This is a genomic window from Bradyrhizobium sp. LeoB3 (assembly GCF_055456055.1).
In genome coordinates, this window is sequence record NZ_JBVBEF010000010.1 from 63,337 (window position 1) to 77,927 (window position 14,591).

The 14,591-nt window shown below is 65.1% G+C and carries 10 protein-coding genes; 5 read left to right on the forward strand and 5 right to left on the reverse strand.

All coding sequences use genetic code 11. The annotated features are described in order from the left end of the window. Nucleotides 1-22: 22 nt before the first annotated feature. Nucleotides 23-1,972, reverse strand: coding sequence for an AsmA family protein (locus ACZXDY_RS10440; RefSeq protein WP_028167021.1), 1,950 nt, complete (start codon nucleotides 1,970-1,972; stop codon nucleotides 23-25). 243 nt (nucleotides 1,973-2,215) lie between these two features. Here ACZXDY_RS10440 and ACZXDY_RS10445 point away from each other — a divergent pair, with 243 nt between their 5' ends. Together ACZXDY_RS10445 and ACZXDY_RS10450 are read left to right on the forward strand one after the other, a co-directional pair. Beyond that, nucleotides 2,216-2,923, forward strand: coding sequence for a CoA transferase subunit A (locus ACZXDY_RS10445; RefSeq protein WP_028167022.1), 708 nt, complete (start codon nucleotides 2,216-2,218; stop codon nucleotides 2,921-2,923). 18 nt (nucleotides 2,924-2,941) lie between these two features. Continuing rightward, nucleotides 2,942-3,592, forward strand: coding sequence for a CoA transferase subunit B (locus ACZXDY_RS10450; protein WP_028167023.1), 651 nt, complete (start codon nucleotides 2,942-2,944; stop codon nucleotides 3,590-3,592). Nucleotides 3,593-4,697: 1,105 nt separating this feature from the next. Here the strand turns inward: ACZXDY_RS10450 and ACZXDY_RS10455 are convergent. Together ACZXDY_RS10455 and ACZXDY_RS10460 are read right to left on the reverse strand one after the other, a co-directional pair. Next, nucleotides 4,698-6,344 carry an ABC transporter permease gene (locus ACZXDY_RS10455; RefSeq protein ID WP_464345422.1) on the reverse strand — a complete coding sequence of 549 codons (1,647 nt, stop codon included), beginning with the start codon at nucleotides 6,342-6,344 and terminating at the stop codon, nucleotides 4,698-4,700. 106 nt (nucleotides 6,345-6,450) lie between these two features. Next, a complete protein-coding gene (locus ACZXDY_RS10460; RefSeq protein ID WP_464345423.1) occupies nucleotides 6,451-7,479 on the reverse strand; it encodes a Fe(3+) ABC transporter substrate-binding protein in 1,029 nt (342 codons plus the stop codon). A 260-nt stretch (nucleotides 7,480-7,739) separates the two neighbouring features. Here ACZXDY_RS10460 and ACZXDY_RS10465 point away from each other — a divergent pair, with 260 nt between their 5' ends. The 3 genes from ACZXDY_RS10465 (at nucleotide 7,740) to ACZXDY_RS10475 (ending at nucleotide 9,991) form a co-directional block, all read left to right on the forward strand. Beyond that, a complete protein-coding gene (locus tag ACZXDY_RS10465) occupies nucleotides 7,740-8,759 on the forward strand; it encodes a GlxA family transcriptional regulator (protein WP_464345424.1) in 1,020 nt (339 codons plus the stop codon). Between the two features lie 102 nt (nucleotides 8,760-8,861). Further along, nucleotides 8,862-9,389: a tautomerase family protein gene (locus tag ACZXDY_RS10470; protein ID WP_028167027.1), complete on the forward strand. Its 528-nt coding sequence runs from the start codon at nucleotides 8,862-8,864 to the stop codon at nucleotides 9,387-9,389. A gap of 116 nt (nucleotides 9,390-9,505) precedes the next feature. Then, on the forward strand, nucleotides 9,506-9,991 hold the full coding sequence (locus tag ACZXDY_RS10475; RefSeq protein ID WP_028167028.1) for a cyclic nucleotide-binding domain-containing protein: 486 nt from the start codon (nucleotides 9,506-9,508) through the stop codon (nucleotides 9,989-9,991). On the opposite strand, the gene ACZXDY_RS10480 is transcribed toward ACZXDY_RS10475, so the two are convergent. Both ACZXDY_RS10480 and ACZXDY_RS10485 read right to left on the reverse strand, forming a co-directional pair. Then, the gene (locus ACZXDY_RS10480) at nucleotides 9,930-10,754 is read right to left on the reverse strand and encodes a metallophosphoesterase family protein (RefSeq protein WP_464345425.1); all 825 of its coding nucleotides are present in this window, start codon (nucleotides 10,752-10,754) and stop codon (nucleotides 9,930-9,932) included. The genes ACZXDY_RS10475 and ACZXDY_RS10480 overlap by 62 nt on opposite strands. Nucleotides 10,755-10,996: 242 nt before the next feature. Further along, the gene (locus ACZXDY_RS10485; protein WP_464345426.1) at nucleotides 10,997-14,374 is read right to left on the reverse strand and encodes a PAS domain S-box protein; all 3,378 of its coding nucleotides are present in this window, start codon (nucleotides 14,372-14,374) and stop codon (nucleotides 10,997-10,999) included. Nucleotides 14,375-14,591 lie beyond the last annotated feature (217 nt).

Below are 14,591 nucleotides of genomic sequence, written 5' to 3' on the forward strand. Positions count from 1 at the left end.
ACCACGACGAAAGTCGAAAGGTTCAATTCGGCTTGGCGTTCTCGGCCGCCGTCGGCGCTCGCGTCGGGGATGCCGCGGCATCGGAAGGCTGCTGCCGCGGGCCGCCGGTGAAGCGCTCGATCACCGAGCGCACGGTGTCGCGGGTCTTGCGGTCCTTCACCGCATCGAGCAACTGCGACGATGCCGGCGAGCGGCGGATCAGGCTTTCCGGATCCGGGAAGACCAAAGGATCGTCCCACGGACCCTGCACCACGAACGGCAGGTCAAAACCGTTGCTGCCGCTCGGCGCGGAATTCAGGCTGGCGACGCCCTTCAGATCATACTCCCGCGACGGCACCGAGGCGGTGCCGGTCAGCGTGATCTTGGCCGCAGGTCCTTCGAGGCGGATGTCTTCGGCGGTGGCGACGCCATCATTGAATCGCACGCCGATCGTCAGATTGTCGTAAGGCGTCGAGCCCGAGCGGAAATTGCCGCCGCCGGACAGCGGCCGCCGCTCCAGCCGCTTCAGAAGCTGTTCGACATTGAAGCCCGCGATCGCGCCATCATGCCCGCTCAGCGTCGCGGTACCATCGAGTGATTGCGCGAGCCCGAACGGACTGGAGCCGGAGGCCGTCAGCGCGACGTTGAGATTGCCGCGCCCGGTGAGCTTGCTGACGCCGAACAATTCGCTGGCGCAGGCCTGCAGGTCGACATCGATGAACTCGAGCTGCGCCTTCACATCCGCGATGGCATCCGAGCGCGCGATCCCGAGCGAGCCCTTGGCGATGCCGCCATACATCTGCGCTTCCGCAACCGAGAGCGCGAGCGTGCCGCCGCGCAAATTGGCGCCGAGCGCCGTGCGCCCGAGCCTGGTCGAGCCGACCGTCACCCGCGCCGCCGACAGCCGCATGTCGAGGTCGGTTGCGGTGAGCGCGTTCAGATCGAACAATTGCCGGTTCCAGTCACGCTGGCCGCTCGCCAATAGGCGGAAGGTCGAGATATAGGGCGTGAAATCGAGGTTGCCTGCGGCGAGTGTCGCCTGCAGCGTCTGCCGGCCATTGTTGGCGAAGGTCATCACGCCCTCGGCGACATTGCCGTCGAGCTCGACATTGACATTGGTGAGCGCCACCGAGCCGCCGACGAGATTGGCGCGCGCCTTTAGCGTGAAGCGGCCGAACCCGCCGCTGCCAGGCGGCGCCTGTCCCATCCAGCGCAGCGCGTTGCGCAAGGACACGCTGTCGATGGTCGCGGTGCCCTCCATCATCAGGCTGGTCCGGTTGGCGACCGTGCCGTCGAAGGCGAGCTTGAGCGGCGCGCTGGCAAGGCGCGCCTTCAGCCCCGAGCGCTCGCCTGACAACAGCGCGATGAAGTCGCTGGCGCTGATCGAGCCGTCGACGCGCTCGCCGCGCCAGTCGAACTGTCCGGTTGCGGCAAAAGAACGCGAGATCGACGGCCAGGCCAGCGACAGGTCGATGTCGCCGAGCTGCTCCCTGACATGGTTGCTCTCATCCTCATAATTGAGGATGCCGTCCTGGATGCGGATCTCCGAGAACGACATCTGGTTCTCGGCGCCGGGTTTCATCGCGCGCGCGATGGTGTCGATGAACGGCGTCCAGTTGCTGTCGCCCTTGCCGTTTCTGATGACGTGGATATGCGGTCGCAGCATCATGACGTCGGCGATCTCGAACCGCCGCAGCAATAGCGGCAGCAGGCGCAGATTGGCGGTGAGCACGTCGACCCGCAGCGCAGGGTCGATGGTCCCGCCGCCCTTCAGCCCGACGTCATGGAAGGAGACATAGCTGCCGGGGAACACCGAGACATCGATATGGCCGTTGACGACGAGGTCGAGCCCGGTGACGGCGCGGATTTGCGCCTCCACCGCCTGCTGCAGGGCGTCCCGGTTCAGAAACCAGGATGTCCCGATCAGGCCAAGCAGCGCGAGGCCGAAAAACGCCGCAATCGGCATCCCCAGGCGCTTCATTCCTTGGGCCATCGTCAGTGACATATCCAGGTCGGGTTGAGGTGATCGGATCTTCGAATAAAACCGGGCAGCGCACCTGGCGCCCCTGCCAAGCCACGCAACTTGAAGGGTTTTCTTGACGCTTTCAAGGCCGTCGTCGAGGTTGTAGGCAGGTGAGATGGCGAAACGGGGCGTCATTGACGCATTGCGAAGATTTCGCCTAATAATCCCAACCAATTCCGGCCGCCGCGCCTTTTCTCGATCAGGTCCTCTTTCATGAACAAGGTCTATCCCGACGCCAAATCGGCACTCGACGGCATCCTTAAGGACGGCATGATGATCATGTCGGGCGGCTTTGGCCTCTGCGGCATCGCCGAAACCCTCTCCGATGCGATCCGGGACTCCGGGGTCAAGAACCTGACGGTGGTCTCCAACAATGCCGGCGTCGACGGTATCGGGCTGAGCCGGCTGCTGGAGACACGCCAGATCAAGAAGATGATTTCCTCCTATGTCGGCGAGAACAAGCTGTTCGCGCAGCAATATCTCGCCGGCGAGCTCGAGCTCGAATTCAATCCGCAGGGCACGCTGGCCGAGCGCATCCGCGCCGGCGGCGCCGGAATCCCGGCCTTTTACACCAAGACCGGTGTCGGCACGCTGATTGCCGAGGGCAAGGAAGTGAAGGAATTCGACGGCGAGAAGTACATCATGGAGCGTGGCCTGTTCGCCGACCTCGCCATCATCCACGCCTGGAAGGGCGACACCGCCGGGAACCTGGTCTATCGCAAGACCGCGCGCAACTTTAACCCGATGATGGCGACGGCCGCGAAGATCACCGTGGCCGAGGTCGAGCATCTGGTTCCGGCCGGCGAGATCGATCCCGATCACATCCACACTCCAGGCATTTTCGTGAAGCGCATCGTCGAGGTCGGCACCGGCAAGAAGCGGATCGAGTTCCGCAACACCCGCCCGCGCCCCGCAGCCTAAATTTAGCAGGAGAGTCCCATGGCCTGGACCCGTGAACAGATGGCGGCGCGCGCCGCGAAAGAGCTGCGCGACGGCTATTACGTCAATCTCGGCATCGGTATCCCGACGCTGGTTTCGAACTACATCCCCGAAGGCATCGACGTCAGCCTGCAGAGCGAGAACGGCATGCTCGGCATGGGCCCGTTCCCCTACGAGGGCGAGGAGGATGCCGACCTCATCAACGCCGGCAAGCAGACGGTGAGCGAATTGCCGTCGACCAGCTATTTCTCCAGCGCCGATTCCTTCGGCATGGTGCGCGGCGGTCATATCGACCTTTCGATCCTCGGCGCGATGCAGGTGGCCCAGAACGGCGATCTCGCCAACTGGATGATCCCCGGCAAGATGGTGAAGGGCATGGGCGGCGCCATGGACCTCGTCGCCGGCGTCAAGCGCGTCGTGGTGGTGATGGAGCATTCCGCCAAGGACGGCCCGAAGCTACTCAAGCAATGCTCGCTGCCGCTGACCGGCGAACGCGTGGTCGACATGGTCGTCACTGATCTGGCCGTCTTCACCATCGACAAGCATGGCAAGGACGGCATGGCGCTGGTCGAACTCGCCGACGGCGTCACGCTGGATGAGGTCAAGTCCAAGACCGAAGCCGAGTTTCGGGTGGCGCTGAAGAACACGTGATGATGGTTCTTCCCTTCTTCCCTTGTGGGAGAAGGTGGCGCGCATGAAATGCGCGACGGATGAGGGGTTGTCCCCGCGGGCGACGGTGCTCGTGGAGAGAGACCCCTCACCCAAATGAGTTTCATTGCCGACGCCGGAGTAGCCCTCTCCCACAAGGGGAGAGGGCGCATCAACGGGCGCCGGGAAAGCGTTGTGTCGTACACTCTCTCCACTATCGTCATTGCTGATTCAAATTCCAAACAGCACTTCCGTAGGATGGGTAGAGCGAAGCGAAACCCATCGCGATGGAGCAAACGGCGCTACTATGGGTTTCGCTTCGCTCTACCCATCCTACGTGTGATTCAAACGGTGGATGTGACTTCGCGTTCTCGCGGCGCGTTGCGTCCGAGCTTTGCGTCACTTTCCACCCTCCTCGAGATCAGAGGGCGCAGGGAAAGCCGGGTGCTGGTTGCACCCATGGGTCCCGTGCAACAAAAAGCACGGGGTAGGACCACAGGTTCAACCGAAGCATTCCGGCTTTCCCTGCGCGATGGTTTACGGCTTACTTCGTGCTCTCCTCGGTGACCGGGCTTTCTTGCCACCGTCACTTCGTAAGAAGCTTAGCGCCAGCGTCGGGGCGCCAGGACCACACGACTTCGCCGTCCGTGATACGCGTGCTCGTCAGTCACACCCATCACGTCCACCGCATCTCACCGCAACGTTCGTGACGATCGCGAGCCGCCCCTCATCTGGGTGAGACGTGCGGAGTTAAATCACTGATTTGCCCGACGACGGAAGCGGAATGTTTTTTGCGTGAGGGGTGGACGGGGCAAATCACGTTGATTGGCTTAAGGAAAATCGTGCGAACGATATGACGCCGTCATGCCCGGGCTTGTCCCGGGCATCCACGTCCTTTGCTTCCGTGCACGGGAGAGACGTGGATGGCCGGGTCAAGCCCGGCCATGACGGAGGAGAGGATTGCGCAATGTCTCCCCCAGTCATTCCGGGGCATCGCGCAGCGATGAGCCCGGAATCCATCTCTCCGCGAGCGCAAGTGGATGGATGGATTCCGGGCTCTCGCTATGCGCGCCCCGGAATGACGGCGAGAGCGGAGTGCGCCTCGCGACTACGCCGGGCCGTTGGGCACGTCGGAGAAGCGTGTCAGCCACGCCACCGGCCCGATGCTGGCGGCGATGATCAGGAGCGCTGCGAGTGCGCCTTCCTCGAAACTGCCGCGGCTGGCGAATTGGTAGATCGAGGTCGACAGCGTCTCGACATTTAGCGGGCGCAGCAGAAGCGTTGCGGGCAACTCCTTCAGGCAATCGACGAACACGATGATGGCGGCGCCGAACAGGGCGGGCTTCAACAGCGGCAGGTGGATCCGATGCAGAATCGTGGCCTGACCGGCGCCGACGGCGCGCGCGCTCTCGTCATAGTCGCGTGGGATCTGCTCGAAGCCGGCTTTGATCAGGCCGGTCGGCACCGCCAGGAAGCGGATCGTGTAGGCCATCACCACGGCTGCCCCCGAGCCCATCAGGATCAATCCCGGCAGCGATTGTCCTGTCCAGGCGGCGAGTGCGTTCAGGGCGTTGTCGACGGCCAGCACCGGCGCGAGCAGGCCAAGCGCGATCACGAGGCCGGGCAGCGCGTAGCCGGCCTGCGAGATGTTCATCGCGACATGCTCCAGCGGACTTGGCCGCCAGCGATGGGCGATGATGGTGGCGAACCCGAGCAGCAGCGCCAGCAGCGTGGCCAGGGTTGCAAACGCGACCGAGTGGAACGCGTGGCGCCAGAGCGACGCATCGAAATTGGCGAGCAGCCCGCGCCTGACGCTTTGATGCACGAGATAGAGCAGCGGCACGACGAAGCCGATCAGCACCGGCAGCAGGCATGTTGCGAATACCGACCACGCTCGAGCGCCGACCAGCGGTGTTCGCGGCGTGAGCCGCGGGCTTTCGGCGGCGAGTTCGGCATTGGTATTGCGGCGGCCGTAGCGCTCCATGAGGACGAGCCCGGCGACGATGGCGAGCATCAGGCAGGCGAGCTGCGAAGCACCGGCGAGGCTGCCGCGGTTGAGCCAGGTCGTGAAGATCGAAACCGTCAGCGTGCGGATGCCGAGATATTCGCTGGCGCCGATATCGTTCAACGTCTCCAGCGACACAAGCGCCACGCCGACCGCAAGCGCCGGCCGCGCCATCGGCAGCGAGACGCGCCAGAACACGGTCCATTTGCCGGCGCCGAGCGTCTTCGCGACCTCCGCGAATTCTGCCGTCTGAAACTGGAACATCGCCCGCGCCGACAGATAGACGTAGGGGTAGAGCACCAGTCCGATCACGACAATCGCGCCGGGCAGGGATCTCAGATTGGGCAGCCAGCCCACGGCGTCACGGAGCGGCAGCCAGATCGCGAGCGTGCGATGGACAAGGCCGAGCGGCTCGAACAAATCGGCATAGACATAGGCCGCGAGATAGGTCGGGACCGCCAGCGGCAGCGGCATCAGCCACAGCAGTATGCCGCGGCCGCGGAAGTCATAGCGCGAGATCAGCCACGCCGTGCCGGCACCGAGCAGTAGCGTCAGCGCACCGACACCGGCGAGCAGAAGCGCGGTGTCGATCATCGCCGCCGGCAGCACGTAGTTGATCAGGTCGTGCCACACTTCCGGCGCCGGCTGCATGGAAAGCGACACGATCGAGATGACGGGAGCGGCGACAAGCGCAGCCGTCGCAACCGCGATCGCCGCAGCGACCCGGCCGGCGTAGACGCGTCGCGTCACGCGGGTGCGGGCTTTCTCCACGCGAGCAGTAACAATCTTGGCAGTGCCCCCACCCTGGCCTTCCCCCGCAGGCGGGGGTGGTAGCGAAGAAGAGGGCCGCCAGAGGTCAGTTGTCAAAGCCGACCTTGTCCACCAGCGTTGCCGCCACCTTGCGGCTCGCGGCGATCTTCGAGATCGGCAGGCTGTCGGCATTCAGCGTGCCGTAGCCCGCGATGGTGGGATTGACCGCAACGCCGGCACGAACCGGATATTCGTAGTTCTGGTCGGCGTACAACTGCTGTGCCTGCTCGCCGGCGAGCCATTCGATCAGCTTCACGGCATTGGCCTTGTTGGGCGCATGCTTCGCAAGCAGTACGCCGGACAGATTGACATGGGTGCCGCCGCCCTCGAAGGTCGGCAGGACGACGCGGGTCGCCTCCGCCCACGGTTTCTTGTCGGGATCGTTGTTCATCATCAGCGCCCAGTAATAGGTGTTGCCGATGCCGATGTCGCATTTGCCCGCGGCGACGTCGCGCGCGGCTTCGCGATCGCCGCCCGACGGCTTTTGCGCCAGATTGGCCTTGACGCCACGCAGCCATTCCTCGGCCTTGGCCTCGCCGTGCTTGGCCACGTAGGCCGCGAACAGCGCATTGTTGTAGATGTGCTGGCCGGAGCGGATGCAGATCTTGCCTTTCCACTTGGGGTCGGCGAGCTCCTCATAGGTGATCTTGTCCTGCTTGACGCGGTCCCTGGAGGCATAGATCACGCGAGCGCGCATGGAGATGCCGGCCCAATGCCCGTCCGGATCGCGATATTGCGCCGGGACGATCTTCTCAACCACCTCCGACTTGATCGGCTGGGTCACGCCGGCCTGTACCGCTTCGTCGATGCGGCCGATATCAACCGTCAAGAGCACATCGGCCGGGCTGTTGGCGCCCTCCGCCTTGATGCGCTGCTCAAGTCCCGAACTCGCCGAGACGACATTGACCTTGATGCCGGTGTCCTTGGTGAAGGCATCGAACAGCGGCTGGATCAGCTTGGTCTCGCGATAGGTGTAAACGTTGACTTCGCCATTGTCGGCCGATGCGGTCGAGACGGCGGGCAAGGTCAGGCACAGCACCGCCGCTGACGCGGCGAGGACGCGAAAATTGATCATGAGGCTGCTCCGGCAGGATGTCACGCGGTACCGGAGTGCCTAGCGCAGGCGACGCCAAGATGTCCGCGACCCGATGTCGCGAACGGCCTGATTTAGAGTGATTCCAGCGTAACGACTTAGAGCGATTCCAAATTTGGATTCCACGACTCTGCGGAGTGTCGTCGGGGCCGGGCATTTTCCTCCAGGCCTCGTTGTTCGCCTTGTTCGTCAGAACGCGGGATGGCAGTATCGCCCCCTCGTGAGCAAAATCGGACAGGACCATGCCGCTCGTCCGGATCTGGGTCTATGACGGCATCCTCGCCTCCGGCGTGGCGGGGGCGATCGACGTCTTCACAGCGGCCAATGCGGTATGGGCAGAACGGCCTCACCATCGCGGGGCAAGAGCGCCGCTGCTGCAATGGCGGGTCGAGTCGCTGGACGGCAAGCCGGTCGAGACCGCTTCGGGCCAGGTCATCGACGTCGACGGGCCGATCAGCGCACGTGCCGCCGCGGATGCGGTGGTCGTGCCGGGACCCTTCGTTGTCAACATCGAGCGCTTCTTCGAAAGAATCGACATTGTCGAACCGCTGCTCACTGCGCTGCGCCGCCAGCACGCGCGCGGCGCGCTGCTCGCCTCCTACTGTACGGGCAGTTTCATTCTCGCCGAGGCCGGCCTGCTCGACGGTGGCGTTGCCACGACGCATTGGGCGAAGGCGAAGGCATTCGCCAAACGTTACCCCGAAGTGGACCTCCGGGTCTCGGAAATCCTGACCGAGCAGAACCGCATCGTCTGCTCCGCCGCGGTGACGACGTCGCTCAACCTGGCGCTTCGCCTGGTTGAGAAATTTGCTGGCCTCGAAGTGGCGGCGGAAACCAGCAAGTTGATGCTGATCGACTCAAACCGCGTCTCGCAGACCTCCTACGCCAGCACGCCGAGCGCGCCGCAGCATTCGGACGCGCTGGTGGCACGGGCGCAGCGCTGGATGGAAAAGTCACTGCAACATGGCTTCAGCCTCGCCGAACTCGCGCAGCATCTTGCGGTCAGCGAGCGCACGCTCAATCGCCGCTTCAAGCTCGCGACCGGGGAGGCGCCGCTCCATTACCTGCAGGCGCTGCGCGTCGACGTGGCAAAAAGGCTGCTCGAAACCAAAGGCTTGAGCGTCGATGCGGTCAGCGCCCGTGTCGGCTACAACGATCTCTCCACCTTCCGTCGCCTGTTCAAGCGCGAAACCGGGCTTTCGCCTCGCGAATATCAACGCCGTTTCGCGCGCCGTAACGCCCGCGCTGCGCCGGCTGCGTAGCCGCGCCTGTCCGAATTTCCTCGAAAGATGGCGATACTGCCACTCTCGGCAGAACCGCTCAGCATCTAGACCTCGGCTTGCGAACGAGCACAGGAGGTCTTTATGCCGATGATCGATGTCACCATTCCGGAGGGCGCGCTGAAACCGGAAGCCGAAGCGCGGCTGATCAAGGAACTCGGCGATCTCCTGATCGGGCACGAGGGATTCGACCCCACCAATGAGATCGCCCAAAGCGTGACGGTCGTGTACCTGCATCGGCCGGCCGCCGTCTATGTCGCGGGCCAACACTCGGCCTCGCCGCGATACCGTATCGTCCCGACGGTGCCCGAAGGGCAGTACACGGAAGCTTCGCGCAGGGCCTTGGTGAAGGACGTCACCGACGCCGTGGTGCGTGCGGACGGCGGCACGTTCGAGGACGTCGCGCCGCGCGTCTGGGTATTTCCGACCGAGGTGCCGGACGGCCAATGGGGCAGCCGCGGCGCGATCCGTCCGTTGCCGGACATCCAGGCCTTCATCGCCGGCGAGCATGAGCGAAAGGTCGGCGAGGAGCGATTGGCACGGCGGCGCCGCGTGAAGGCGCTCGAACTCTTGGCCGGCGCGCTCGATGCCGCGCGCAAGGGGATCGATTGATGTGTCGTCCTGCAGCGTCCCCCGAAGTGCCGACAATTTGGGCAGCGCGCCCAGCTAATGCGTTTCCCCTCGGGGAAGTCTGCGCCTAGTCTTCCTTGCCGGGAGGTGGAGTTCGGATGCGGGCGATCCTGGATCATTGCGGCGGGGCAGTTCGGCGGCAGGTGCCGTCCGGCGCGCTCATCATCCATGAGGGCGGCAAGACCGGGCATCTGTTCGTGCTCATCGAAGGGCGGCTGGAGGTGATCAAGGGCGATGCCGTGGTCGCGGTGCTCGCTGAGCCCGGCGCCGTGCTTGGTGAGATGAGTGTGCTGCTCGATCAGCCGCACACCGCAACGGTGCGCGCTGCATCCGACTCGCTGGTCTATGAATTCGATGATGCGGCGGCCTTCCTGCGCGAGCAGCCGGAAGTGGCGCTGCTGCTGGCCCGGCTGCTCGCACAACGGCTCAACGTCGCCACCACCTATCTCGCCGATCTCATGCACCAATATGCCGACCATGGCACGCATCTGGCGATGGTCGGCGAGATCCTGCAGAGCATGATCAACCTGCCGCCGATGCAGGTCGCGCCAGGATCGGATCGGCAATCAGACCCAAGGATGTGAGCCAGGGCGGCGGGTTCTCGATCCGGGCGGCCGGCTGCAGCGATGCGTTGAGATCGATGGTCTGCTCCTCGCCCGGCGCCAGCCAGAACGCGCTGCCTTGGTCGATATCAAGTACGATACAAGTCGGCGGACGGCCGGGCATGCGGCCGGTGTTGAACACCCAGGTCGCGCCTAACCGATCGAACCACGAGCCATCAGGAATGAACGGCGACTGGTGCACATGGCCTGATATCACCATGGACGGCTGATGGCGCTCGATCCATTGCACCAGCTCGACATCGCCGAAGAAGCGCTTGCCGCCCCAGCTCGTCGGCGAGTTTGCGGGCGGCGCGTGATGCACCCAGATCCAATTCGCGGGCCGGTTGACGGCGGCGTTACGAAGCTGCGCGTCGAGCCGCTCCTTCACCTTTGGGCCGTCCCACCACGGGCACACCGTGAACAGCGTATCGCCGATCGTCAGATCGTCGCCGTCGCCGGCGATCCCGAGCTCCCTGACGTCAGAGACCCAGCGCGCGATCTTCTCGCCGTCGGGATTGCGTTCGTCGAGATCGTGATTGCCGGAGCAGAGGATGACGCGGGTGCGGGATGCGAGCAGCGAAAGATATTTCTTCACCACGACGATCTGGGCGCGGAAATCGACGATCGATGAGATGTCGAGCGCATCGCCGGCAAAGATCACCAGGTCGAATTGCGGCGCCGCCGCGAGCAGCCAGTCGAACTGCGGCAATGAATAATGCAGATCGGCAACGACCAGGCAGCGCATGGGACCTCGATCAGGATCCGATGGAGTGAAATCAAATTGCTCAGGAATTGGGCGCGTCAGGCGCCAATGCATTCACCTCGGGAAAATCGAGCAATAATTGTGCCGTGTCGCATCCCGCGAACGCGACACATCCCCGCAGCGCCGTGGCCCGGGTGCAGCGCTGCGTAACCCAGGGCCGCTCGCGAACGCGGATGCACCTGTCCCGGGTTGCGCTGGGCTTCACCCGGGCTACGGGATCGTGCTCACGCCCGCGCGGTGGCGTGGGGGAACGCCACTTCGATCAGGGTGCCGGAGCGGCCTCCGGTCTTGATGTGGAATCTGGCGCGGTTGGCTTCGACCAAGGCCTTCGTCAGCGACAGGCTGACGGCGGAGCCTTCGGTGGTCTGGTCCGACGGCGCCGGCGTGCGGAACGGTTCGAGGGCGGCTGCGACCTCGTTGTCGTTGAGGCTCTGTCCGGTGTCGCGGACGCGCAGCATCACCTCGCCGAAATCGGACAACGCGGTCGAGACGATGACCTGGCCGCCCGCATTGGCGAGATGGATCGAGTTGCCGATCAGATTGAGCGTGATCTGGCGCAGCGCGCGCGCATCCGCCAGCACCGGCGGCAGCATATGCGCCAGCGAGGTGCGGATGATGATGCGCTCGCGGTTGGCTTGCGGCTGCATCACCGCGACGCAGCTTTCGACCATTTCATTGAGGTTCTGGTCGGTGAGGGCGAGGTCGAGCTTGCCGGTCTCGATCCGCGAAAGGTCGAGCAGATCGTTGATGATCGCCAGCACGTGCTCGCCAGAGGCGCGGATGTCCTTCATGTATTCGAGATAGCGTTCGTTGCCGAGTGTGCCGAAACGCTCGCCGATCATCACTTCGGCAAAGCCGATGATGGCGTTCAACGGCGTGCGCACTTCGTGGCTGATCCGCGCCAGCATGTCGGCCTTCGCGATCGCCGCGCGCTCGGCGAGGCGCTTGGCCTCGCGCAGCTCGCTCTCGCTCTTCTTGGCCTGCGACAGGTCGCGGAACACTGCAAAGAAGTTCGGCCCGTCGGCGCGGGTGCGGCCCATGGTGATCGACAGCGGCACGAGGCCGCCCTGGCGCACGCGTCCGAGCCCCTCGCGGCCGTGGTCGAGCAGGCTCGCGACACCTTCGCCCTTGGTGCTCTCGAGATAGTCGAGCATGACGCGCTGGCTTTCGGGCGCAAAGAGATCGGCGAGGTTGCGCTGCACGAGCTCGTCGCCGTCATAGCCGAACAGCGCCTCGGCGCTGCGGTTGCAGGAATTGATGTTGCCCTCGGCATCGAACATCACGACACCCTCGGCCGCGGTGTCGAGGATGGCGCCGAGCTCCTCGGCATCGGCCAGTCCTGTCCCCGGCGGTACGTCAGGCGGAAGCGGCTCCGCCGCCATCGCCGCCGCAATGGCCGCGCCCTCATCGCGCCGCTCGGCGAAGATCAAGGCGAGCGCGGAATCGCCGTCCCAGGAGATGGTGTGAAGGTGCGCCTCGGCGCTCGGATGGCCGGCATCGCCATGCGGCGGGGCTGCTGCGATCCGCACCGGCGTGCCAGAGTCGGAGGTGCTGCTGGCGGCCGAGACGCCGGGCTCGACATAGAGCGCATCCAGTCCGCCGGCATCCTCAAGCGCGCGCACGCTCTCATATCCCATCCGCTCAAGGAAGGCGGGGTTGGCATAGAGCAGGCGGTCGAGCCGGTAGATCAGGACACCGGTCGGCATGAGGTCGAGCAGCGCGCGGTCGCGCCTGGCTTCGCCGCGCGGTGCCGGCTCGGGCTCGCTCAGCCATTCCGGCGCGACAGTCGCCGGCGTAGCAGTTGCGAGCTGCTCCGCGCTCGGTGGCTCGAAAGCGGGTTCGTGCGCTTCCACAGGCGGTGGCGGCGGCGCTTCGGCGATCGGCTCTTCGGTGGCCGATGGCGTCGGCGCTGCGGCGAGCTGGCTTTCGAGCCGTGCCGATAATTGCCGCGCCAGTTCGTTGAAGGCGTTGTTCTCGACCGGCGTCAGCGACGGCGGCTTCGGTTCGCCGGGCGGACGGAATGGCAGCACGTTGCCTGGCGCCTCGACCGGCGTTTCCGTTGAGATGTCCTTGGGCGTATCCAAAATCGTTTCCAAATCGCTCTGTTGTGAAATCTCGGACGCGTTCGGCTCGGGCAGTTCGGCACTGGTTGCAGATGCCGCAGTGGGCTCTGTCGGCGGCGCCGCGCCGGATGAGGCCTCGGGGCGCGGCGCCTCTCGCACCTCGTCTCGTTCAGGCTCGGCCGGAATTGTGTCGGCGGACAGTGGCTGGGCCGGCGGTCCACTGAAAAATTCGTAGCGGCGCAGCGCCTCCAGCCGCGCCAGACCGTCGAAATCGCGGCAGACGCCAAAGCCGCGATAGCCGGCGAAATTGCGCGCGCGGTCGAAGATCGGCAGGCCCGACAATTCGATCCTGAGCCGGCCGCCGCCATCGACAGGCCAGTCCAGCGTGATGCCGCTCCAGGTGTCCTGGGTGGCAAAGGCCTTCATTATCAGGCCTTCGGGATCGAGGCCGAACCTGTCGGCGATGTCGCTCCACAGCCGGCCGAAGCCCGCGGCGGCCTGCACGCCGATCAGGCGGGTGAACTCGTCCGAGCCGAGCGAGAAGCGGCCTTCGCGGTCTATCTGCCACATGAAGCGCAGCGGGGTGCGGCGCGTATTCGGCAGCGGCTCGTCATGCCATGACGGCGTCTTTTCGGACGCGCCGGCCGGCGTGCGTCCATCCGGCGTCGTGTAGGACAAGGGCGTTGCGACCGGCGCCGACGGCTCGTCGGCGACTGGCGCGATGAAGGGCGAGGGCTCGGGGTCCTCGGGTTCCGTATCCAGCGCGTCGAACAGCGCGAATTCGGCGGGCGCTTCTCCTGACAAAGCGGGCTGCTCGTAGAATGGCTGCCTGGCCGCCGGGCCGGTCGCGGTTTCCGGCGGAGAAGGCGCGACCTCGGTCTCTGTGACCGCGGGCATCAGCAGCGCGATGAGGCCGACATCCGCCCCGCTGCCGACGCGCTGCAGCACCATGTGGCCGATGCGGAAGGAGGTTTCGACCCGGCCCTGCCGGAGCGCGTCTTCGCGCGCGGCATCAAGGCCGGCCTCGGTGAGATTGCGGAAGCCGAGCAGCGCCCGGGCGGCGTCGCTGGCGCCGACGAACATGCCGTCGCGCGTGAACGCGGCGATCGGTATCTTGACGTCCCGGACCAGCCGGGAGAGCCGCTCGAGCAGGGGCATCGTGCGATCGGTCGCGCCGCTCGCGGCGGCGATCAAGACGGCATGCCGGCCATCGGCGAATTCGAGCCGCGAGCAGGCGCAGGTCGCGAGCATGCCAAGCGGCGCGCCGAAGCCGCGCAGCCGCTCCAGCCGCACCGCGCCGTTTTGCGGCAGGCGGCCGGCGAGCTGTGTGACTTGCCGCCGATGCTGGTCGGCCGGCCCGAACACCTTCCCCAAAAGTGCCGCGCCGTTCCCGGCGCCGAACGATTGCGCGCCGACCGGATTGGCCCACAACACCCGCTTGCCGTCGATCGACCACAGCCAGGTGGGCAGGGGGCTCGTTGCATGCACGGCCAGCCTGGGATCGCCGAGGCCCTGCAACTGGAATTCCGCACTATTCATCGCGACAACTTGACCGCACGGTTTCGCTTCTCGCTCGCCGATGGCTGAAAGAAATCGGCGGCCAAACGACGACAGCCTTAACAGACCGTTAGTATCGCAAGTGCGACGCGGCAGGTCCACGGCCTCGCCAAACGACCGACGATCCTAGCCGCGATAACGTTAACTCGCCCGAACGATCAAGCCTGCTTTGGCGTTGTACCTTGTAAACCTGCGTCAA

Excerpts from the sequence above, each read along its gene's own strand:
- ACZXDY_RS10440 (WP_028167021.1), bottom strand. The coding sequence starts at position 1,972 with ATGGCCCAAGGAATGAAGCGCCTGGGGATGCCGATTGCGGCGTTTTTC.
- ACZXDY_RS10445 (WP_028167022.1), top strand. The coding sequence starts at position 2,216 with ATGAACAAGGTCTATCCCGACGCCAAATCGGCACTCGACGGCATCCTT.
- ACZXDY_RS10450 (WP_028167023.1), top strand. The coding sequence starts at position 2,942 with ATGGCCTGGACCCGTGAACAGATGGCGGCGCGCGCCGCGAAAGAGCTG.
- ACZXDY_RS10460 (WP_464345423.1), bottom strand. The coding sequence starts at position 7,479 with ATGATCAATTTTCGCGTCCTCGCCGCGTCAGCGGCGGTGCTGTGCCTG.
- ACZXDY_RS10465 (WP_464345424.1), top strand. The coding sequence starts at position 7,740 with ATGCCGCTCGTCCGGATCTGGGTCTATGACGGCATCCTCGCCTCCGGC.
- ACZXDY_RS10470 (WP_028167027.1), top strand. The coding sequence starts at position 8,862 with ATGCCGATGATCGATGTCACCATTCCGGAGGGCGCGCTGAAACCGGAA.
- ACZXDY_RS10475 (WP_028167028.1), top strand. The coding sequence starts at position 9,506 with ATGCGGGCGATCCTGGATCATTGCGGCGGGGCAGTTCGGCGGCAGGTG.
- ACZXDY_RS10480 (WP_464345425.1), bottom strand. The coding sequence starts at position 10,754 with ATGCGCTGCCTGGTCGTTGCCGATCTGCATTATTCATTGCCGCAGTTC.
- ACZXDY_RS10485 (WP_464345426.1), bottom strand. The coding sequence starts at position 14,374 with ATGAATAGTGCGGAATTCCAGTTGCAGGGCCTCGGCGATCCCAGGCTG.